The sequence below is a fragment of the Aureisphaera galaxeae genome, assembly GCF_028561275.1.
GTDB lineage: Bacteria > Bacteroidota > Bacteroidia > Flavobacteriales > Flavobacteriaceae > Aureisphaera > Aureisphaera galaxeae.
This window is the reverse complement of the sequence record NZ_JAQQTF010000007.1, coordinates 491,711-511,820: the sequence shown is the minus strand read 5'-3', so window position 1 is coordinate 511,820 and position 20,110 is coordinate 491,711. Positions and strand designations below refer to the sequence as shown.

Genomic DNA, 20,110 nt, shown 5'->3' with positions numbered 1-20,110 from the left:
GTATGAAAAATCATCTTACATATTTACTGGTTTGGGCGATGGCTTTATGTTTATCTGGATGTGTGAATCAATACACGCATATCTCGAGCTATTCTAAATCAAATTTATCCAGCTTACCTCTTATCACCATTCAGGATCCAGTATATCCGGGGCCAACCACTGCCCTGGAAGAAACCATTATACGAGCATTAAAACTGAGATTGCTTTATACTCGGGATCAACAGAGCGATGTAGCCCCCACAGGCTCCAACGGATGGAGTTACAAAGTGGACTACAGGATCTTAAGTGGCGCCAATTTCCCGGGAACCGATCATTCCCTTACCGTACATTTTAACTACAACGGTGAATATTCTTATGAGGCATTGAAAGTACATCCCGAAGCTGGACCGGTTTCCGAAATTAAAATACTGGCCGTTACCCCACTAACTGCAGGCATCCCAGTTCCAGATGATATCGAATTACAGGTGGAGATCGAAGGGGAGCGATTTTGTAGTATGAGTACGCCATCGGTCGCGAGCATTAACTTAACTCCCATTCAGGCTTCAGAAAAGCTGGAAGTAAAGTGGCCTTGGGTAGATTGTGCTCAGGAATATAATGTGGAATGGCATTTTGTGGATAAACGATCTGTACCTTCCTCTTCGTGGGCTTCGATTGACAAAAATTATTGGAATCAACATCCCTTATTCGATCCGTTGAGGGGGCAGGGAGTGCTCATAACTACTACAAATAACAGACATGAGATAGATTTAACCTATCCAGAGGGTTGGTTATTTGTAAAGGTGCGCCCCGTAGACTTTTATCCTGAGAAAATGCCGCAAGAACGGCTGCGTCGGGAAGGGGAATGGACCTATGAGTATTATACCATTGCCAATGGATATGAAAAGAACAAGAACTGGCAGTTTACTTCTACGTACATTGAAGGAGGGAATCAAAAAACGGTGGGAAATTATACCGATGGATCGGGACGACTACGGCAAACGGTCACCAATCTAAACACACAAAATAAAATACTCATATCAGAACCCAAATATGATTATGAAGGCACAGCCTCCTTGCAATTTTTACCCGTGCCTTGGCCTTCGCCTTCTCTAAGGTACAAGCCTCTTCTCCATAGGAATGCAACGGGCGGGGAGTATTTGAAAGCCGACTTTGCTGGGATCGATCAGATTGCATCCCAAGCTTCACCCTCTTTTGGAGCGTCACAGTACTACTCCCCCAACAATGGAAGCAACAGCATTCACAGAGACTATATTCCTGATGCCGAAGGTTTTCCTTTTACACAAACCCATTTCGACAGTAAAGGTCGAATTTCAAGACGGGGCGGTCCGGGTCCAAAATACCAGATCGGATCCAACCACGAGACCCAATATTTTTACAGTTCCGCTTCTTCTATGGAACTGAACAGATTGTTCGGAAAGCAGATAGGGCTTGCCAAACACTATCAAAAACAGCATGTGGTAGACCCTAACGGCCAGGTATCCACCACCTACCTCGATATGGCGGGTAAAACCATTGCAACAGCACTCGCCGGAGTTCCTCCGAAATACGTTCAGCCTTTGGATTACGCAGACGGGGAAAAACTTACCACGAATTTGATGGGGAATAATGTAATCGACATCCCTAACGGGACCAGCAAAACTCAGTTTACCTATTTTAATACGGTACCGAATAGCCCTATTACCATCAACTATGATCTACAGGGGATTACCAATCAATTGGGCAATCCCTTTAATGTCTGTTTGGAATGCAAGTACCGTCTACGGATTGAAGTTCGGGGTAGTGATTGTAGTAGTGCCGCTCCCGTAACCATCCTGGGGCAAAATAGTCCAGTAACCTTCCAAACGGTATCTCAGGGTATTATTCTTGAAACCATCATTGAAGGAAATACCTTCGATTGTACTTCGCCCTATCAACTTTTTGATCTTGACATTGAACTTAAATTGGCCGATGTTGGCGAGTATACCATCAACAAGACGCTGGAAGTCATTTTACCTTCTGCCGATGATGTGTTCAAGCTATTAGAAAAAGCAGGAGCCATTCCCGATACCACTGAGATTATCAATAGATACATCGACGACGTGGACCTTTCTCCCTGCGAACCCCAGAGCGATCCGGATGTAATGAAGGAGATCATTGAACAAGCGGCAGACCGGGAGTGCGATTACCTAAGACTTCGTATGTTGCAACAGATGAAACCGGGTGGAGCTCGTTATATTCCTGCTTACGCCGGACGAAGTGATGCCTGGTTGCTAGATAATCATCCTGAAAAATGTCATCTTGAAAAATGCTCAGATTGGTCTGCCTCTAGAACTTTCGATATAAAAATGGCCACCATGCTGGATTGGACAGAAGCTGCTGATGTTAATGGCAATGCGTTCACCACCAACTTTACTACACCTTTAGGAAGTGATCCAGCAGTTGCTTTACTAAATGGATGTAGTAATTATGGTCAACAATTGGATAGCTTTGTGAACACAAACCTTTTCCCATTCAACGGCACAAACTATATCGGTTTGGCCAACTATGCCAATGCCATAGCCCATCATACTTTGGCCAATAGTCCGGGAACCAGTGCAACGATAGCGGAGATCAAGTGGTTTGTGTTTCGAGGGGAGTACATGAACAAAAAGCGGCAGTTAATTGAAGCACAAAATGAAAATTGTGCCCCCATCTGTGGATATTCTACCGACCCCAATGCAATTGTTAAAAAGCAAAATGCTTTTGACAATATCAACAGTCAAAACGACCTGCTTAATTGGATCAATCAACAGCAAAGTACCTATATCGACTGCAATGCAATCTGTGAGGATAATTTGGAATACTGGATACGGGAAATCGAAATAGCCTGTCCCAATTTGACCGAGGCGGAAAGGATCGATATTGAAAGCGAACTCAAGATATTTTGTCATGATAAATGTGACAACAACCAACCATACGGGTATATATTACAGAGCGACTGGGACAACCACCCCAACCTGCAAAGTGTCCGGTCCTATTTCGATGCCGACTGTGATACTTTAGTACACCAAGCTTTAGTGATTCCTTCGATATGTGAAACCTATACAACCCCTGGGCCTCCATTGGATAGCGATTGTTTTATCGAGATTATGGATGATTTAAACCTTCATGCTTTTTCACCTTGTGACCCCTATATTAGCAATTCCGGACTAAAGCCTTTCACCCAACCAATTACTATTAATGATTATTGCTTCAAGGACGAATTGGGTCCGGGAAACGCAGAACTTCAATGGGGTGATAACAATGGTAGCGGTTATATGGGAATTATTTTCCCAGACGGCAGTAGATGTGAAATGGGTTTATTCGATGCATTTGGAAACGCCATAATTACAAATGACATCTCTGAAATCACCCTGTTGACATCCGCGCCTAATTATCCGGGAAATTCAGCACTTATGGCTCCTTGGACCTATTACCAAACAAAAGTGGAATTTACAGATGTTTATTGCTATAGTACAACTGCATATTTGTTTATGAAATGTAGTTATACTAATCCAAATTTTGACCCAATAAGGAACCAACCTCCCATTATTACCGAAATCTGCTACCCAGATCTCTCCCTGGAAGATCTTATCGATCCTAAAGATGATCCTTGTGAGAGTCTTTTAATTGCCCAAGCCCGAGAAGATGCCCTTAAAGATTGGGAAAATCAGGTGAACCAACTGATCTCTGAATTTTATGAAGCGGATATTTCTTGTCTGAAGGACCCATTTTCGGAAACCCTGCTTTTAGAATATGATCTCCTAGAATATCATTATACGCTCTACTATTATGACACCGCTGGCAACTTAATCTCAACGCTACCACCCGAAGCCGTACATCCTAAAAACGACATTGACCCTATTATAGATTACACTGCAGATGGGCGCTACACGGGGATAGATCCGCTTCATAATGAGCAATTGCGATCGGTATATCAATTCAATTCCTTAAATCAGATCACAGAGCAGGAAAACCCCGATGGTGGACAAACCATTTTTAAATATGACGATAAGGGGATGTTACGATTCTCTCAAAATGCCGAGCAGGTCATTTCTAACCAATGGAGTTATACCAAATACGATGACCAAAACCGCATTGTTGAGGTGGGTCAATATGGCTCTTGGCCAACGCTCACTCATAGTGAAATTAATGATCGCAACTTCCCAGTAGATGGCACATTTGCGTCCAGCACCCTTCCCCACAAACAGGAACTGGTAAAAACCTACTACGATGCACCCGCTCCCGGCGGTCATTTACGGAATACGAACTTGCGAAATCGGGTTTCTGGCATTATTACGGAGCCTTTGGAAGGCTATCAGAGTGTGGCTACCTATTACGAATACGACGAACGCGGCAACGTGCAAAAAATGGAACAGAAGAATGGCCCATTGCCGTCCAAATACATGGAATACGATTTCGATCAACTCTCAGGGAATGTCAATTCGTTGACCTATCAAGAAGGGGAAGAAGACTCCTATTACTACCAATACGATTATGATGCCGACAACCGACTCACAACAGCAAAATCATCCCGTGACGGAGAGATCTTTAGTGCCGACGCCGAATATATCTATTACGATAATGGCCCCTTGGCACGAGTGGAGCTAGGCAATGACAAGGTGCAAAACTTAGATTACTATTATACTTTACAAGGCTGGCTAAAAGGGATGAACACGCCTGAAATAAAAAACCAAAACGATCCAGGTAAGGATGGTTATTTAGCTTCCCGTAGGTGGAATGCCCGGGATACCGTCGCCTTTAATCTAAAATATCATACAGGCGATTACAAACCCATTGGAGCCGTACCTATGGGGGTAAATACCAATGCCGACCTCTCCAAGATGTCCCTGAACGGTGATGTCCTTGCCACGGGCCTATACAATGGCAATATTACCTCTATGACAACGGACATTCCCATTACACCTGATAACACCCAAGGGGTAAACACGGCCCTACAGACCATGGCCTACCAGTATGACCAGCTCAACCGTATTAAACAGGCTACTAGTTATGAACCCAATAATTCCGAAAAGTTAGAGAAGACGACTAATAGCAGGTATCATTCTTCCTACAGTTATGATAAGCTGGGTAATCTCGAAACCCTGAAGCGGAACGGATCCCTAGGACAACCAATAGATGATTTTTCCTATGAATACAATGAAAATATACAAGGCAAAATAAACAACCGATTGCAGTATATAAAGGATGTTGAAGGGTTTCAGCAGGAAAATGATTTAGACAACCAAAACCCGGGGAACTTCGAATATGACGGAATAGGCCAATTGACCAAGGACGAGCAAGCACACATCAAAAAGATTGACTGGACGGTGAGCGGGAAGGTAGAAAAGATCACCTTCGATGGCAATCATCCAGATCATATAGATATCATTAGCTTTACCTATGACGGGACTGGGAATAGGAGTGCAAAAATTGTTGACAAACAGGGAGATCGAACGACCACCTATTATATCAGGGATGCCAGTGGTAATGTGCTCGCCATCTATAATGGAACCTCAAATACGCCTGTATCCACTCCACATGTGCAGCCGTATACGGGTAAAGATGTGATAGCAAAGAAAGAACAACACCTCTATGGCAGCAGCCGTTTGGGGATCGATACTTTTAGTGCCTATAGCCAAATCTTGGAACCTAAAGGATATTTACTCAACGGTTATCAATGGGCGCAAGAACGCCCTACAGGGGCACCCATTGCCCAAATCCCCACTTTTCCAACGACTGCCGAGCCGGTAACCAACCACAATTTCACAAATGACTTTAAGCAGTACGAAATTGGCAATCATTTGGGCAATGTATTGGTCACGGTAAGTGATCTTAAAATTGGGAAAGATGATGATAACGATGGCGATGTAGATACCTATTGGGCTAAGGTGACGAGTGCTAGTGATTACTATCCGTTTGGGGCCGGATTGTATGGACGACAGCTTACGGATGGGTATCGGTATGGGTTTAATGGGATGGGGAAAGACAATGAAATCAAAAACATTGAAGGTAGCAGTTATGATTTTGGAGCAAGGATTTATAATCCTCATCTTGGAAGGTGGATAAGTGTCGACCCTTTACTCGAAAAATATAAGGGATTATCACCGTTCAATTTTGTTGGAAATATGCCTATTATAGCTATTGACCCTGATGGAGAAAGAATTAAAATTATATTTTCAGATAAATCTTATACGAGGACAGTAAAAAACATTATCCAAAGAAAATTAGGAGATAGAAAAAAGACTGCTATTAGAGTAAATAAGGCTAATGAAGTAGAGTTTAAATCTAATAGTGGAGCAAAAAAAGCAGCCAGATATGCTGATCGAAACATTAATTCTAAAAATGCTGGAAAAAGAGAAAAAGCACAGCTAATACTAAAAATTTTGGATACAGAAAATGATGTTACAATCACTGAATCAAAATTTAATGTTGTCTTAGAAGTTGTACCGGACCCTTCAGCACCACCGCCACGACCAAAAACGCCTCTAAAACTTCATGGAGATGATGGGTATATATTTGACGATGCTAGACAAAGATTTGTAGAAGTCGACCCAAACGGAAGTAGTGTTACTGAACCTGCCCGTATAGGTGAAGCACAATCTGTTGTCCTTGATCAATCCGATTCAAGGAATAAAAAGATATTGGTAAACAAGCAATTACTAGATGAAGGAACGGAAGACCCGAATGCTAAGGGTATTGTAAAGCAGGATATTCGCAAAAAAATTAGAAAGGGACTTAAAAAAGTAATTAAACAATAATTTATGTTAGCCATTAACCGCTAGCTGCAAACAAGAAGTAACAACAATATGATAACAATGCATACCTGTTTGTTAATTTAACCTAATGATAAATTTAATTTTTTAGAACAATTTTTAACACATGAATACTTTGTAGAGCAATTTTCGTTTGCTCCCACTGGTGTACATCTCCATCTTCACGAAAGCTAAGGTCAACTAGTATAGTTTGGGCTGTCCTTATGATACGCATTTCTGTAAAGTCAAATAGGTGCAAATGATTGACGCATCAAAAAGAGGGTGCAGATGTTGAATTAAGTTCAGCCTAGCAATGTTGTAAATTACAAAGTGTTGAGTGTTCCGAAGAAATGCATCAATTCAATTGCCAAAACAAATACCTACATCTAAAACCTCCCCACATACCACAAAAGTGCATTAGAAAAATCGTCAATCTTCGTTTGAAGGCTTTCATCCAATAAGGCACCCTCTTCCGAAAACAGTTCGTTTACTTTAGACACACATAATTTATCGGGAATGGCAATGCCACCCAAAGCCAAACCTACCGTTCGTAGTTGAGAGAGGCATAAAAGCCCTCCAAAGCCTCCCGAAGACACCGTGACTACCCCAAAAGGAATCCGTTTCAAGATCTGCGGATTCAAATAATCCAAGGCATTCTTTAAAGCTCCCGGGATTCCATTCTTGTATTCCGGGCTTACAAAGACAATCCCGTCCGCCTCAGCTAGTTTGTTACTGAACTCCTGTAATCCTTCCGGCACAGCATCCAACGCATTCATTCGTACGTCCATCACAGGTAGTGAGTATTCTTTTAAATCGAGCAATGTAACCTCAATCCCTTCATGGGATGCAATGGCTTGGGAAACATATTGAGCTACGAAATGGCTTTTTCTACCCTCACGTATGGACCCCGATAGTACGATTACTTTTTTCATGTAGTCAATTTTTTAGGTTCTAAAATGCGCGCTTCGCTATAACATCCATCCACACAGGCCAACCAATGGTTCTCATTTATCTTAAAAGCATCTATATGATGCATCCCTCGTGTATTCCACTGTTTTGGCGCTTCCGAGGCTTTCAAGATAGGACTTTCTATCAATTCCTGCTCCTCATATGTTGTGGTCGATAATTGGGTAATCTGGAAAGCCCTTACGGCCGATCCATAGCGAGGATAACAATCTTGACATACGCGTATGATTTTATCTTCTAACACCAGAATTCGACCTGCAGGCCGTGCCTTTCTACGATCCTCCTTCACAATCGGGCTTTGCGGATGTGGGATATAAGGTCCTTCTAACCTATCTGAATAAAAAAGACATAGAGTCCCACTTTTGGAAGTCCTTTCGCAAGCAAAGAGCCACCATATACCATCATTCCAAAATAGCGTAGGGTCTGCAAATGCACCTTGTACTAAATCGGTTTGAAACTCCCATTTATTCGGAAAATTAATGGCCCTGTACAGTCGGATGGAGCCTGCATCCAACGTTTCAGGGATCATATAGTATTGGCCTTCATGTTCAAAAACAAAAGGGTAGGATAAATGGTAATCTTCTTTCAGTACCACTTGTCCATAGTTCCAAAGAGCACCATCCAAACTCGTCATTAGACCTATTTCACCCAATCCTGTTTCAGCATTTAAAATCTCCATGAAGAGATACCAAATGTCATTAGTGCATAGCATAAAAGGGTCGGCCACAAAAGCGGCTTTGATATCGGTGACGTCCTTACGGGTAATATGGGCAAGTGCATTGTTCTCCTCGGGAAACAACTGCAAGGGAGAACTCCCAGAATAGATCTTTATCGACCATTTTTCGTCATGGGGATCTTTTGTTTTCATAGATTACTGAAGCCTATATACTAAGCTCCAAAGGTTGTTGGGTTGAAATCATTTCTTCATAGATAGCCACATAATTTTTAGCCATGGTTCGGTAGTGAAAGTGGTCCATAGCATAGGCGCGACAAACCTTAGGATCGATACTATCTATAACCGTTACCGCATGATGATAATCTGCTTCGCTGTTGCAAACGAATCCCACCGTTTCGGACATGATTTCACTGTACGCTCCGTTACCACTGCAAATAACCGGTGTTCCCGAGAACAGGGCTTCCACTATAGTCATTCCAAAGGTTTCTGCAAATCGCGAAGGTGAAATGAGAGCCTTAGCACCCGTAATGAGCTCGGCTTTTTCCATTCCCCTAACATCCCCTAGGTAATCGGCATTATATTCCCGACATTGTGCCTCTACATACTCGATATCCTTCTGATACGGACTCGATCCCGCTACGACCAGCTTGAAACCCAAATCCTTAGAAAGCCGAAGGGCAATGTCCAGTCCTTTTCCACGATGGTACCGCGCATTGGCCATGAACAGAAAATAATCCTGTTTCTTTTCGGAAAAAATAAAATCCTTGGGATCCATTGCATTCCATACATAGGTATCAGAATGATGAGCCAAGGCCTGGGTTTTCGAAACATAGACCCATTTACAAAGGGGCTTTACATCGGGTCGGTTGCCATGATTGGTAGAAAGTATCGGAATATTTTTAGATTGATAATGCCTAATGATATTGGGATCTCCTATTGCCTTTAGATGTACGATGTCGACATCCTCGATCAATGAATCCACAAAGGTCACTCCAGAAAGATGCGCCATCTCTTCTTCGTTCTGCACATAAAAGAACACTTCATGTCCGTTTTCGGCCAAGCCTTTAGCAAGCATGTCGTGCTGAAAATTGGAGGCCCCGGAAGGTACCTTTGTTGGGTTTTTCCCTGCTCCATGTGTTTGCGGATGCACATAATTAGGGTCTCTAGCAAGTAGTATTCTCATAGGTTTATAGTTTGGGGGAGTTTAGGCGTGACTTACCACGGACTTTTCTTCTTTTTCCATGTTGCGAACAAGGGGCATTACATGGGTGCCAAATCGTTTCATTTCCTCCAATTTAGGCCATCCCGAAAGGATAAAATGGGTAACTCCTGCTCTTTTGAATTCCATAATCTTCAAGGCGATCTCTTCGTAACTTCCTACCAACGCTATTCCCGTAGGACCCACACTTTTTATAAGCCCGGTCCAAACACGACTGCTGGGCCAGTCCTCTTCTGCCAACAACATGTTCTCGCGAAGCGAATAGGAATCACTTTTTAGCACTAAGGACGTTTGTCGGTCCTTGTCTTGAGCCGTGCTTTCTTTCAACTGAAATGCAGCCGCTAATGCTTCTTCCATAGTTTCCCTACAGATCACACTAAAGCGAAGACCTGCACTTTTTCCCTGCTCCAAAAGTGGGGCTAACTTTGCACCTAGTTTTTCGGGTGGTTCTCCCAACTGCATCCAGCAGTCACCATAAGCTTCGGTTAGGTCTATAGCAGGTTGCGATCCTCCAGAAATGAACAGGAAAGGGCGATCCCCATGTTCGGAAACAAAAGGAGTATTCAATAATCCTCCTTCTACTTGTAGATAGTCTCCCGTTACCGAAACAGGCCCATTTTTGTTCCAAAAACGGGTGCAAACGTCCAAGAATTCACCTGTTCGGGCATAGCGTTCGTCATGGGGTAAAAAGTCTCCATAGGTTTTCAATTCGGCAGGATTATATCCCGCAACGATGTTAATGAAGATCTTCCCTCTAATCAAAGTAGATAGGGTATTGATCTGCTGTGTAAAAAGGGTTGGCGAGATGAGGCCAGATCTAATGGCAATGATGTATCCCAAATCGGGCGCATATTTAGCCAATGCCAAGGGAAGTAACATAGGATCGGGCTTCCCATAGTTAATATCGATAAGCACCGAAGCAATCCCTAAGTCTTGGGCCAATTTGCAAAATGCGCCTTGTGCCTCTACATCGGGCAAGGCAGCCTTCCCGCCATCATTCTGAGAAGAAGCCGTAATCACGTTTTCCTCGCCCGATTGTATCAAACGCCAGTGAAACTGTATATTGTCGACTGAATTTTTCATACCGTAGATGTCATTTGTTCTACTTCCTTTCCTCGAACCAAAGGCAATACGCCCTGTCCGAAATGAACTACCTCTTCAATATCTGGCCATCCTATGAAAAGAAATTGGGTAATTCCTGCTCTTTTGTATTCCATGAGGGCATTGGCTACGGTTTCATAGGAACCTACCAAGGCTATGGAAGGCGCTCCTAAATAAGGTACCGCTCCATTCCACAAATAGGGTGTAAGCCAATGGGAATCGTTATTGAAGGCGTTGTCCAAAATTTCCCTGAATCCTTCAGAATCATAGCGCTGTTCGTAATTTTTATGGACTCCTTTGTTATTGTTTATAAAGTTTTTCAGTAATTCCTGAGCCGCATGTTCTGCTTCCTCCTGAGTGGGACGAGCGATTATAGAAGTAAGGAGCCCGGCTCCCTTTCCAGAGGCCGCAAGAGGCTGAATCTTTTCTGCGATCACCTCCGGAGTGTCCGGAAATCGCCATAGGCAATCTCCATATTCCGAAACCAAGTGCACGGCCCGTTCCGAATTTCCACTAATGTAAATCGTTGGTCTCCTTTTTTCAGAATTGAAAGGCGTATTAATGGCTCCGTTTTCTACTTGATAATATGTGCCCTTATAGTCTATTCCACTTCCTTTTTCCCAAAAGGCATGGCACAATTCCATAAACTCGCGGGTGCGTTCGTTGCGCTCTTCCTTCTCCTTGAAATCCCCATAATATCGCAACTCGCTTGGCGTATGACCGCTTACTACATTGATGTATAACCGATCCCCAATAAGATGGGAAGCCGTATTCATTTGTTGTACAAAATAAGCTGGGGTTATAAGTCCAGATCGAACTGCCACCAAGAACTTAATGCGCTCGGTTTCCAACCCTAAAGCCGTAGCCAACATAAGCGGATCGGGACGGGTAAATCCAATCGCCATGAGGACAGAATCAATTCCATTCTCTTCGGCTTTTTTGCATAATTTCAACTGTTCCTGAAAGTCCAGTAAACCCGTTAGTCCTTCGAACTTCCCAGAAGCTCTTAGGTTATCCCCTGCCTGTGACAGGGTCCAGTGAAATCGTAATGGAATGGCGTTCGTCATGGTTTGTAAAAAGGTACATTCAACGTAGTTTCACTAAGGGTGGAAATTTTCACACCGAGTTCATGGCGCATATAATGAAGCAGCGGATTAAATCGAGAAACACTATCCCACACTTCACCATGCAAATGCAGTACATTAGGGTCTTCATTTTCGCTTTTGTCCCAGTACTTGTTTCCCGACATATCTACCCCACAAAGCAGGATTTCGGCAGCGCCCAAATTATAGGCCAATTGAACGGAAACAGCACTTACGGAAGCCCCTTTTCGGATATAGCCTTGTACGGGCAACACTTTATCCGCTTGAAGTAATTCCTCCGCGGTTTTGTATTCGTAAATTCGATTTTCTGAATTCTTTAATGCAGTTTCCGTAATCTCTGGAACTGTTACATCCCTATATATTCGATTACCCCTAAACTTCCTATCGGCTTCCCTAAACCATTGGGTATCGCAATGGGCAATGACCCACCAATCGGGTTCCAATCCATCGATCAACATCGCTTTATTCACAGCTATTACCGTGAAGTCTTGTGGAATAGCATCATAATGAGCAACCCCATTAGGGCCTGGTGCTACTATGCATACTTTCGGGCCGAAGGTAATCCCCGAACTAAGAATTTCCGGAATAGTAATGACGCTATTTATGATAGATGGAATCATGTAAACTGAATTTCTCTTCTATAGATAAGGTTGTCGATGATCTGCTCCAGCTTTTCGGCGCATTCTATATACGCCCGAATCCCTTTCCCATGAGGAACAGGAAGGGAACCATCCAAATCCAAATAATGAATTTTAGATTCCGATCCTGGGAATTTTTGAAGGATTAAATCTTTGTGTTCTTGGGTCATGCACCATACCCTATCTACCTTTTTAATATCCTCGTTGCTTATTTTACGGGAATGATGCGGCATGACACGAATCCCCAAGTGTTGAAGGGCTTGTTGCGCATCTTCATGAATGGGGGTGCCTCCATCGGTATTAATTCCGGCACTTAAAACCGTAATCTGGGAAGACTTATTTCTTTTGGAATCCGACTGTAAAAAGGAAACCATTCTATCTATACAAATAGCCTGCGCCATGGGTGATCTACCCGTATTACCTGGACAAACAAACATATAAGTTCGCTGTCTGGCGTATCCCGATCCCCGGATATATTCAATGATTTTAGGAGCACTCAAGGCAAATATGGCCAACATTAAAAAGATGGCTCCCGTTATTTGCATGGGAGAATAAAAAGGTGTTTCAAAAACAAGTGTTAGGATCAAAGCTGCTACCACTCCTGCCTGAAGACTCATCGCTCGATTAATAGGAATGCAGAAAGTATTTTCGCGTTGATCCAAATAAATTCGCGAACCGAAAATATAAAGCCCCGCATATAGCAAACCGATTCCGATGGTAACAGGAAGCAATCCGGTAGTAAAGAATAGGGTATATCCGTTTCTAATACTCAATAGAAACCCTTCGGTTCCAACGAAAGCCAACAGTGCCGGCACTACCAAAATGACGAGCATGGCTGATAGCATTTCTTCTACAAAGAATTTATAATTGGAATTCGAATCTTCTGTTTTGGCCGAATAGGTCATGAACTGAAGCCGGAAGAAATAACCCGAGAGGTATGCAAGAATGTTGATACCAGCTGCAATGCTCAAATTGTATGCGGCCTTTTCCGAAAAGACAATCAATAGCGAAAAGAGAGTCAATCCAAAAGCCAACCACGAATACCACTGAATCTTCCTTCGGTATACCTTATCTATAAAAGGGGCCATAAGCAGAACTCCTCCACGCATAAGTAAAGCCGCAAATACAATGGAAATTCCTGTAAAACTATAGGCTAGGGTGGTCGTAGCAATGATCACTGCCGTCGCCACTCCTGAAAAGAAAGTGAAGCGATGGGTCGCAAATGGAATCTTGAGGCCAAAAACCTTCACTTTTCCAGCGTATTTCCACCATCTTGTTGCCAATAGAATGAGCACAAAGCCCAATACCGTCCCCATAAGAACGGTAGGGAGCATCTCTGCTCCGGAAATGGAAGCTCCCGTTTCAGAGAACATTCCCTTAGACAATAATTTGGTCATTCCGCTATAGGGAACATAAAAGGCAAAATATCCCAATGCCAAATACCAAATGTTCATCGTATTATTTTTCATGGTTACTTTGTTTTTTGTTGTTATAGAAAGACCTATCGTGTGCTTTCCCCAAAATGGATTTTCCGATAGTGGCTAATAACTGATCGTCATTATCGTGGCGTACGTAAAGGGTAAGATCACGTACAATCTGCTCTAATGGGCTTGGTTTTATTAGGGAGCGAGCTCCACAGATATGAATGGCATGGTCTACCGTTTGGGTGGCCAATTGTTCCACCTGATAGCGTACCATATTCCCTACCGATTTGGCTTCGTCCACTTTTCCTTCATTCCACAATTGGGCTACATTATCGAGCCACATTCGTGCTGATTCTATATTAAGGGTCATTTTGGCAATACGCTGCTGTATGAAAGGGTCATCTTCCCTTCCCTGTACGGTAACATGTTTTAGGGTATAGTCATAAGCGGCCTCGGCCCCGCCCAAAAAGGTAGCGGCATATTGGGGCACCCAACGAGTTTGCCAATCTTCTGTGAGGAATTCCCCGGGTCCACCAATCTGATTTTCTAAAGGAATAAAGGTGTTGTCGAAATTCACCTTATAACTCACCGATCCTCGCATGCCCAAAGGTTTCCACCAAGAGTCATCGAAAGTGATGGAGGGATCGTCCAGCTTACAGCCCAACATGATGACCGATCCGGCATTGCCATTGGCATGACGGGCCCCACCGGAACCTTCGGTATTTACTAGTAGATTGGCCCACGTGGCACCGGGCGCACTGGAACAGAATACTTTCGATCCGTTTAAAATATAACCGCTTTCGGTTTTGGTAAGGAAGGTTCCTATTTTGCTTTTCTGCCCAGGGGTACGGAGCAAGGGTTCTCCGCTCCAAACGGTCCATATTTCCCCTTCGTTCACCACACCGGAAAACCACATTTCCTTTTGAATGTAGCTCCCCAAATTGTCAATGAGGGTTAACGCATTATTATGTCCTTCCCAACAACGAGCAAAAGCCATATCGGCTTTGGCAATCTCGGTGGTCATGGCCCAAAGCTTTCTAATGTTGCCTTTGTTATTTCCCAATCCCAGACCTCCAAATTCTCTAGAAGCGGTGGGCGCCATGAGTCCTGCTCTATGAAGACTTTCGAAATTCTCTTTCGGAAAAGTATAGGTGGCATCGTACTGGGAAGCTCTTTGGGCAAACTCTTCCCGAGCCAGTTTCTTAAGTAGTTGCAATTCGTCTGCAACGAGTGTTTTTACTTCTTGTTCCATAGTTTATACTTTATAAAAGAATTCGCGAACGAAACAGTCTGATCGTGGATCTTCGTCCTTAAAAGTGAGATAACCGGCAATGATGAGAAGGCCTTTATTCTCATTAATGGCGAAAAAGGCTTCCATATCGTCCATTTTTATATGGCCCTTAAAGGCCACGATGTCATTACTATCGGGAGTATACCCATGCGGCTTCACCGTACCAATGGTCCATGGGCTTTGATAAAAACTTTCTTTCGAATTCTCTATCGATATTTTCATGATTCCGTCCTCTTCAAAAAAGGTAAACTCTTCGATGAGACGGGCTTTTTCATACGAATTGCGCCAAGTACCCATGTATTCGGCGAGTTTGTTTCTATAAGTGCTTTCGGTTCCTTTCGTCATGGGTTTAGGCATTTAGTTTGCAAAAGAATTCGCGTGAGAAATAGTTGTTTCGGGAAGTGCCGTCGGTAAATGTGTTATACGACTGTATTACCATAACCCCATACTTCATGTTTCCAGCAATCTGAACATGCATAAAATCGAAATTGAATCTGCACATGAATCCTTCAACCGTTGGAGAAGCGACATTGGAACTGAAAATTTCACAGACCACAGTGCCCCAATCCATTTCTCCTTCGTTCAACTTTCCGAAGGCCTGTAGTTTCAATTGTTGGTTTTCTGAAGTAACGATAATCCGGGAAATCTGTCCGGTTTTTGGGTTTACATTATCCCAAGTACCCAATAAATCACTCATATCCGAACCCCATTCGTGATAGAATTCCGATACCAGATCATCGGTCTTGGTATGCGCTAATTGGTTTGCTTGCATCTAGTTTGCTTTTACGTTTTGAATTTTATGTTCGTACACTGGCATTTCCATTCCAGTCATGTTTTTAAATTGTTGACCAATCTGTAGTTGTGCGATTTCCTTTCCGTCCATGCATTTTATTCCATGAATGGAACAATGTTCAATAAGTTTAGTATCCTTTTCAAGGGCATAAACATGATCTATGACAGTAGCATGGGATGACAATAAGGTCACATCGAAAGGAGTTTCCATATACTTTTTGCCCAAGGGTGTCGCGTGGATAACAATATCGAAGCCACTGGGATCAAATTCGGCAAGTGCCACAAAAGGAAGTTCTAATGACGCTGCAATCTCCTTTCCCTTATCTTCCGTTCGGTTCACTAGGGTGATTTGGGATGTCTTTCTTTGTAAGGCAACAGCTATACTTCTTCCTGCACCACCACAACCCACAATGGCGATCTTCTGGTTATGCCATGCAGGAGAAAGGCTTTGCAAGGCTTCTGTGGCCCCAAAGGCATCCGTACTAAATCCTATCCAATCCCTACTGCTACGGACCATTCCATTGCAGGCCATAGCGTATTTGTTCTGTGTAATCTCTTTGTATTTGGAATGTGTATAGGCTAGTTCTTTAAATGGAGCTACCACTGTAAGTCCATTTAATGGAATGGGCAGCCGGTTTGGGTTGTCCATCAACTCTCTTTTGAAAGCAACAAAGTCTGAAACATCGAAGGGAAGGTATAGATAGGGAAGCTCCATACTCCTATAAGCAGCATTGTGCAATTTCGGTGAAATGGACCCTAATACTGGAGTGCCCACAATTCCGAAGAGTTGGTTTACTTCATAAGTATAGGGCAATCCGTAATCCTCCGTGACTTTCGAAGGACTAAAATGCGCTTCCCCTTGTACTGTATTCTCCAACGAGGTATGTACTTCTGGAGCACCCAGAAAAGGTGATAAAACCTGTGACCATTCTGTGGAAGGTCCTACGCCGTATGCAACCAAATCCTTGTTTCGGTAATTGTTCAATAGACGTAGCAAAGGAGTAACCGCAGTGCAATTATCTGCACGTAAGATCAATTTATAGAGATGTGCTGGCGTTTGCACCATTTTTTCGAAGTGAGCCAATAGCATTTCGTAGTAGGATTGTGTTCCATACCAAGCAATTCTTCTTTTATGCTTCGGAATGGCTCTTAATAATTTCCAATCGAGATCATGCTCGGCTTCCAATTCGATAAAATCGAAATCTGCAACCGCTTGCTTCAATAATTCATGCCGTTCTTCCAAAGAACCTTCAAAACAGCCACCATAGTCTTTGCTACGCAGAACATATACCAAAGGACGGGAAGTAACTTGCCTTAGCTGTTTAGGGTCTTCGATAAGATCGGCCCTTACCTCTACTATATCAATGTGTGCGGCTTGCTCCTTCAAAAGTGCCAATTGAGAGAGGTCCGTGCACGTGGTTACTATGTCAACTCTGTTTTTCATATTAGTTTTCGGGGCTATTTAGGGTGGTTATTAGTTTTATTTGACTTTTCGCACTGTCGAAACCAATGATGTACATAAGATTACTTCCTACTCTTCTATTCAAATCATAGGAAAGTGCTGGCGACAAGCCGTTGGCGTACTGAAAAAGGGTTTCGAAATTCTCCTTCACCTTTTCTTGATAAAGGTTCCTACCCGTGCGTTTTAAGATTTCTTCTGCGGTGACTAATTGTGACAACATTTCCCATTGGCTTGCTTTCCACGAATTGGGCAAGACATATTTTGCCTTGAGGGTTTCGTATTTCTTTTTGGCATCCGGTGTTCTTTCTGAAGGCCAGGTGGGAAAACCTACAAATACTTTGTTTTTGAAGCTATCGGGAACATTGTAAAGATCGATCCCTGTGATGCTTCCAGGAACCAAAATGAAAGGATGTTTATCATTCAATTCCAATTGTTTTAGGAGTGTATTCCCCAAATTGGGTGCCCCTAGATAAAGTACAATGTCTTTGTCACCAATTTCTTGGCTTATTTCGGTAATGTCGTTTGACCCCATCGGAATGAGGGTTGGCTCTATCCCATAGTGTTTTTTGCAATGGCTGAAGAGTTCATCAACCACGCCTTTTTTCGATGGAATATCTTCATAAAGAACCGTAAGGGTCGTACCTTTAGAAAGCATTCCTTTTTCCTTGCTGAATTGAAGTAAAGAAGTACTTTGGCCTACCCAACTTGGATACACATAAAAAGCGTATGGATTCTTAAAACCTTGTGTTGTTCTCTTTTGTGAATGTGAAAGTAAGGATGGAATTTGAGCTTGGTTGATCGCCTTTTCCATATCAGAGCTCCCTTCGCCCACGATCATGAACAATTCGTTTTCATCAACAGCTGAAGCTTCTGTAAAAAATTGCACGGACACTTTTCTATTGTAAATACCCCCTCCATTATTAAGTTCCTTTATATAAGCATTCACCAATTGGCGTAAACTTTCACTTTTGTCATTGGGGGAATTGGTTTTTTCTGGAAGTGCGACCCCTATTTGAAGGGTTTCGTCCGTTACTCCTTTTTCGCCCGAATTTCCCAACACTTTTAAATAGGAGATAAGATTATCCATATCCTCCCGACTCATTTCATATCGGGGCATAGCACTGTGCAATTCATTACCCGCTGGATCCATTCCAGTGCTAATGGCATTGCGTAAGGTACGCTCGGTATAGGCTGGGCGTTTGCGTTGGTTTTGAAGTTGTCCCCCGTAATTTTTGGTAAGTTCTTTCCAGGTGATATTGGAAGGGGTAATGCCTCCTTCAGGATTTCCGGAACCATCGGCATTATGACAGTTAACACAGGCCATAACAGTGGCTGGAACGGATACCCCAGACATCTGTGCCGTGATTTTAACCTCGGACACACCAATGCCTTTGGAATAGACATCCTTACCTGCCAGTTGCTGTTTCGTAAGCTGTGAAAGAAGTACAGGGCCCGAAGCACCCATTAAAACGAAAAGCAAGACCAGCAATAATGCTATGCTTTGTCTGTGCTGCATGGAACGGTTTTTATTCCAAAGAATCGGCTATAACACTATCTACTTCTGCAATGATTTCATCCACATTAGCCAAACCGTTCACTTTTTTCCAAAGCTTGGTCTTTACATTCCCCACAAGAAAAACAGAATCGTGTCCTTCCCTGTTTTCCACCTTCTTCCCAAACTTATGAAGGGCGAACTCAATGTTTTCTTTTGCGCCAGTCATAAAATACCATCCCTTTTCGGCATGATAGATTTTGGAGTAGGCTTCCAATTCTTCCTGCTGATCGGTTTCATAATCGACCGTAAGGGAAATAATATGAACCTCATCGCCCATTTTGTCACCCAAGTGCTCCTGAATTTTCTCCAAGGTAGCACTCATTATGGGACACACTCCGGTACACTCTGTAAAGAACGGGTTCACAATGACCACCTTATCCTTCATAAGATCGGCATACAACCGCATGTTTTCTCCATGCTGATTCATAAGCTCCACATTGGTGAAGTACATCTCATCGGGGTTAGAAGTGGATCCTGTTCTGGTATCATTTTTGGGCTCGAAAAATCCATTCAGGGTTTTAGCCAATTCGTTGGGATTTGCCAACCCATTGGTACGCACCCAATTTTCGCCGCCTTCCTTCCCTAAAAGGATCACGGGAGCGTGCTCTTCCTTAAGTGCCGTATATACCTCTAGTTTTTTAAGCAGGGTATTGATGTCATTTTTATCTCCAGTCAATAGCGTCCAATCTACCTCAGTTTCAAACTTTTCACTCCATGCTTTTAGACGTTCTGGGGTATCGGTCTGTGGATCGATGCTTACGGTAAGCATCACCAGTTCTGAACTTTCTACCCGATCTTTCATCAGTGTCTGAAGTTGTACAAAATTGGCTCCCATAGGAGGACAAATGGTTTTACAACTTGTAAAGATGAAATTAAGGGCTACGACTTTTCCTTCAATAAGGTCGAAAAATTCAACGTCTTGCCCGTATTGATTGGTTAATTGAACATTGGGAATATCCTTCATATCCCCAAGGGAGAATGTGCTTTTTTCATTAGCAGCCGTTTCCTTTGTAGCGCAACAAGCACCTCCTTTATGCTTGGCCTTTTGTGCTACCAGACTTAGGGGAGCCAGCAGCAGCAATGCGATTATGATGAGTTGAAATTTTTTCATGATATCAATTATTTGGTTAG

The 20,110-nt window shown here is 43.0% G+C and carries 14 protein-coding genes; 1 reads left to right on the top strand and 13 read right to left on the bottom strand.

Going from position 1 to position 20,110, the window contains the following annotated elements:
- Positions 1-2: 2 nt before the first annotated feature.
- A complete protein-coding gene (locus tag POV27_RS15290; RefSeq protein WP_272863663.1) occupies positions 3-6,758 on the top strand; it encodes an RHS repeat domain-containing protein in 6,756 nt (2,251 codons plus the stop codon).
- Positions 6,759-7,138: 380 nt separating this feature from the next.
- Here the strand turns inward: POV27_RS15290 and POV27_RS15285 are convergent, their stop codons facing one another.
- The 13 genes from POV27_RS15285 to POV27_RS15225 are packed head-to-tail and all read right to left on the bottom strand — an operon-like array spanning position 7,139 to position 20,090.
- A complete protein-coding gene (locus POV27_RS15285; protein ID WP_272863662.1) occupies positions 7,139-7,684 on the bottom strand; it encodes an NADPH-dependent FMN reductase in 546 nt (181 codons plus the stop codon).
- The gene (locus tag POV27_RS15280; RefSeq protein ID WP_272863661.1) at positions 7,681-8,586 is read right to left on the bottom strand and encodes a glucosamine inositolphosphorylceramide transferase family protein; all 906 of its coding nucleotides are present in this window, start codon (positions 8,584-8,586) and stop codon (positions 7,681-7,683) included. The genes POV27_RS15285 and POV27_RS15280 overlap by 4 nt, the downstream gene beginning before the upstream one ends.
- Positions 8,587-8,599: 13 nt before the next feature.
- Positions 8,600-9,577, bottom strand: coding sequence for a glycosyltransferase (locus POV27_RS15275; protein WP_272863660.1), 978 nt, complete (start codon positions 9,575-9,577; stop codon positions 8,600-8,602).
- Positions 9,578-9,598: 21 nt separating this feature from the next.
- The gene (locus POV27_RS15270) at positions 9,599-10,696 is read right to left on the bottom strand and encodes an LLM class flavin-dependent oxidoreductase (protein ID WP_272863659.1); all 1,098 of its coding nucleotides are present in this window, start codon (positions 10,694-10,696) and stop codon (positions 9,599-9,601) included.
- Positions 10,693-11,781 (bottom strand): LLM class flavin-dependent oxidoreductase, encoded by a 1,089-nt coding sequence (locus tag POV27_RS15265; protein ID WP_272863658.1) that lies wholly within the window; start codon positions 11,779-11,781, stop codon positions 10,693-10,695. Before POV27_RS15265 ends, POV27_RS15270 begins: the two co-directional genes overlap by 4 nt.
- A complete protein-coding gene (locus POV27_RS15260) occupies positions 11,778-12,437 on the bottom strand; it encodes a motility associated factor glycosyltransferase family protein (RefSeq protein ID WP_272863657.1) in 660 nt (219 codons plus the stop codon). The genes POV27_RS15265 and POV27_RS15260 overlap by 4 nt, the downstream gene beginning before the upstream one ends.
- Positions 12,434-13,924 (bottom strand): arsenate reductase/protein-tyrosine-phosphatase family protein, encoded by a 1,491-nt coding sequence (locus tag POV27_RS15255; RefSeq protein WP_272863656.1) that lies wholly within the window; start codon positions 13,922-13,924, stop codon positions 12,434-12,436. The genes POV27_RS15260 and POV27_RS15255 overlap by 4 nt, the downstream gene beginning before the upstream one ends.
- Complete coding sequence (locus tag POV27_RS15250; protein ID WP_272863655.1) at positions 13,914-15,131, bottom strand: acyl-CoA dehydrogenase family protein; 1,218 nt, start codon at positions 15,129-15,131, stop codon at positions 13,914-13,916. Before POV27_RS15250 ends, POV27_RS15255 begins: the two co-directional genes overlap by 11 nt.
- Positions 15,132-15,134: 3 nt before the next feature.
- On the bottom strand, positions 15,135-15,515 hold the full coding sequence (locus POV27_RS15245; RefSeq protein ID WP_272863654.1) for a hypothetical protein: 381 nt from the start codon (positions 15,513-15,515) through the stop codon (positions 15,135-15,137).
- A gap of 4 nt (positions 15,516-15,519) precedes the next feature.
- The gene (locus tag POV27_RS15240) at positions 15,520-15,942 is read right to left on the bottom strand and encodes a hypothetical protein (protein WP_272863653.1); all 423 of its coding nucleotides are present in this window, start codon (positions 15,940-15,942) and stop codon (positions 15,520-15,522) included.
- The gene (locus POV27_RS15235) at positions 15,943-17,406 is read right to left on the bottom strand and encodes a type I 3-dehydroquinate dehydratase (protein ID WP_272863652.1); all 1,464 of its coding nucleotides are present in this window, start codon (positions 17,404-17,406) and stop codon (positions 15,943-15,945) included.
- Position 17,407: 1 nt separating this feature from the next.
- On the bottom strand, positions 17,408-18,940 hold the full coding sequence (locus tag POV27_RS15230; RefSeq protein WP_272863651.1) for an ABC transporter substrate-binding protein: 1,533 nt from the start codon (positions 18,938-18,940) through the stop codon (positions 17,408-17,410).
- A gap of 10 nt (positions 18,941-18,950) precedes the next feature.
- A complete protein-coding gene (locus POV27_RS15225) occupies positions 18,951-20,090 on the bottom strand; it encodes an SCO family protein (RefSeq protein ID WP_272863650.1) in 1,140 nt (379 codons plus the stop codon).
- Positions 20,091-20,110: the final 20 nt, after the last annotated feature.

What these genes read in the sequence shown, in the direction of transcription:
- POV27_RS15245 (WP_272863654.1), bottom strand. Translation starts at nt 15,515, where the DNA reads ATGACGAAAGGAACCGAAAGCACTTATAGAAACAAACTCGCCGAATAC.
- POV27_RS15225 (WP_272863650.1), bottom strand. Translation starts at nt 20,090, where the DNA reads ATGAAAAAATTTCAACTCATCATAATCGCATTGCTGCTGCTGGCTCCC.
- POV27_RS15255 (WP_272863656.1), bottom strand. Translation starts at nt 13,924, where the DNA reads ATGAAAAATAATACGATGAACATTTGGTATTTGGCATTGGGATATTTT.
- POV27_RS15290 (WP_272863663.1), top strand. Translation starts at nt 3, where the DNA reads ATGAAAAATCATCTTACATATTTACTGGTTTGGGCGATGGCTTTATGT.
- POV27_RS15285 (WP_272863662.1), bottom strand. Translation starts at nt 7,684, where the DNA reads ATGAAAAAAGTAATCGTACTATCGGGGTCCATACGTGAGGGTAGAAAA.
- POV27_RS15250 (WP_272863655.1), bottom strand. Translation starts at nt 15,131, where the DNA reads ATGGAACAAGAAGTAAAAACACTCGTTGCAGACGAATTGCAACTACTT.
- POV27_RS15240 (WP_272863653.1), bottom strand. Translation starts at nt 15,942, where the DNA reads ATGCAAGCAAACCAATTAGCGCATACCAAGACCGATGATCTGGTATCG.
- POV27_RS15280 (WP_272863661.1), bottom strand. Translation starts at nt 8,586, where the DNA reads ATGAAAACAAAAGATCCCCATGACGAAAAATGGTCGATAAAGATCTAT.
- POV27_RS15260 (WP_272863657.1), bottom strand. Translation starts at nt 12,437, where the DNA reads ATGATTCCATCTATCATAAATAGCGTCATTACTATTCCGGAAATTCTT.
- POV27_RS15265 (WP_272863658.1), bottom strand. Translation starts at nt 11,781, where the DNA reads ATGACGAACGCCATTCCATTACGATTTCACTGGACCCTGTCACAGGCA.
- POV27_RS15275 (WP_272863660.1), bottom strand. Translation starts at nt 9,577, where the DNA reads ATGAGAATACTACTTGCTAGAGACCCTAATTATGTGCATCCGCAAACA.
- POV27_RS15235 (WP_272863652.1), bottom strand. Translation starts at nt 17,406, where the DNA reads ATGAAAAACAGAGTTGACATAGTAACCACGTGCACGGACCTCTCTCAA.
- POV27_RS15270 (WP_272863659.1), bottom strand. Translation starts at nt 10,696, where the DNA reads ATGAAAAATTCAGTCGACAATATACAGTTTCACTGGCGTTTGATACAA.
- POV27_RS15230 (WP_272863651.1), bottom strand. Translation starts at nt 18,940, where the DNA reads ATGCAGCACAGACAAAGCATAGCATTATTGCTGGTCTTGCTTTTCGTT.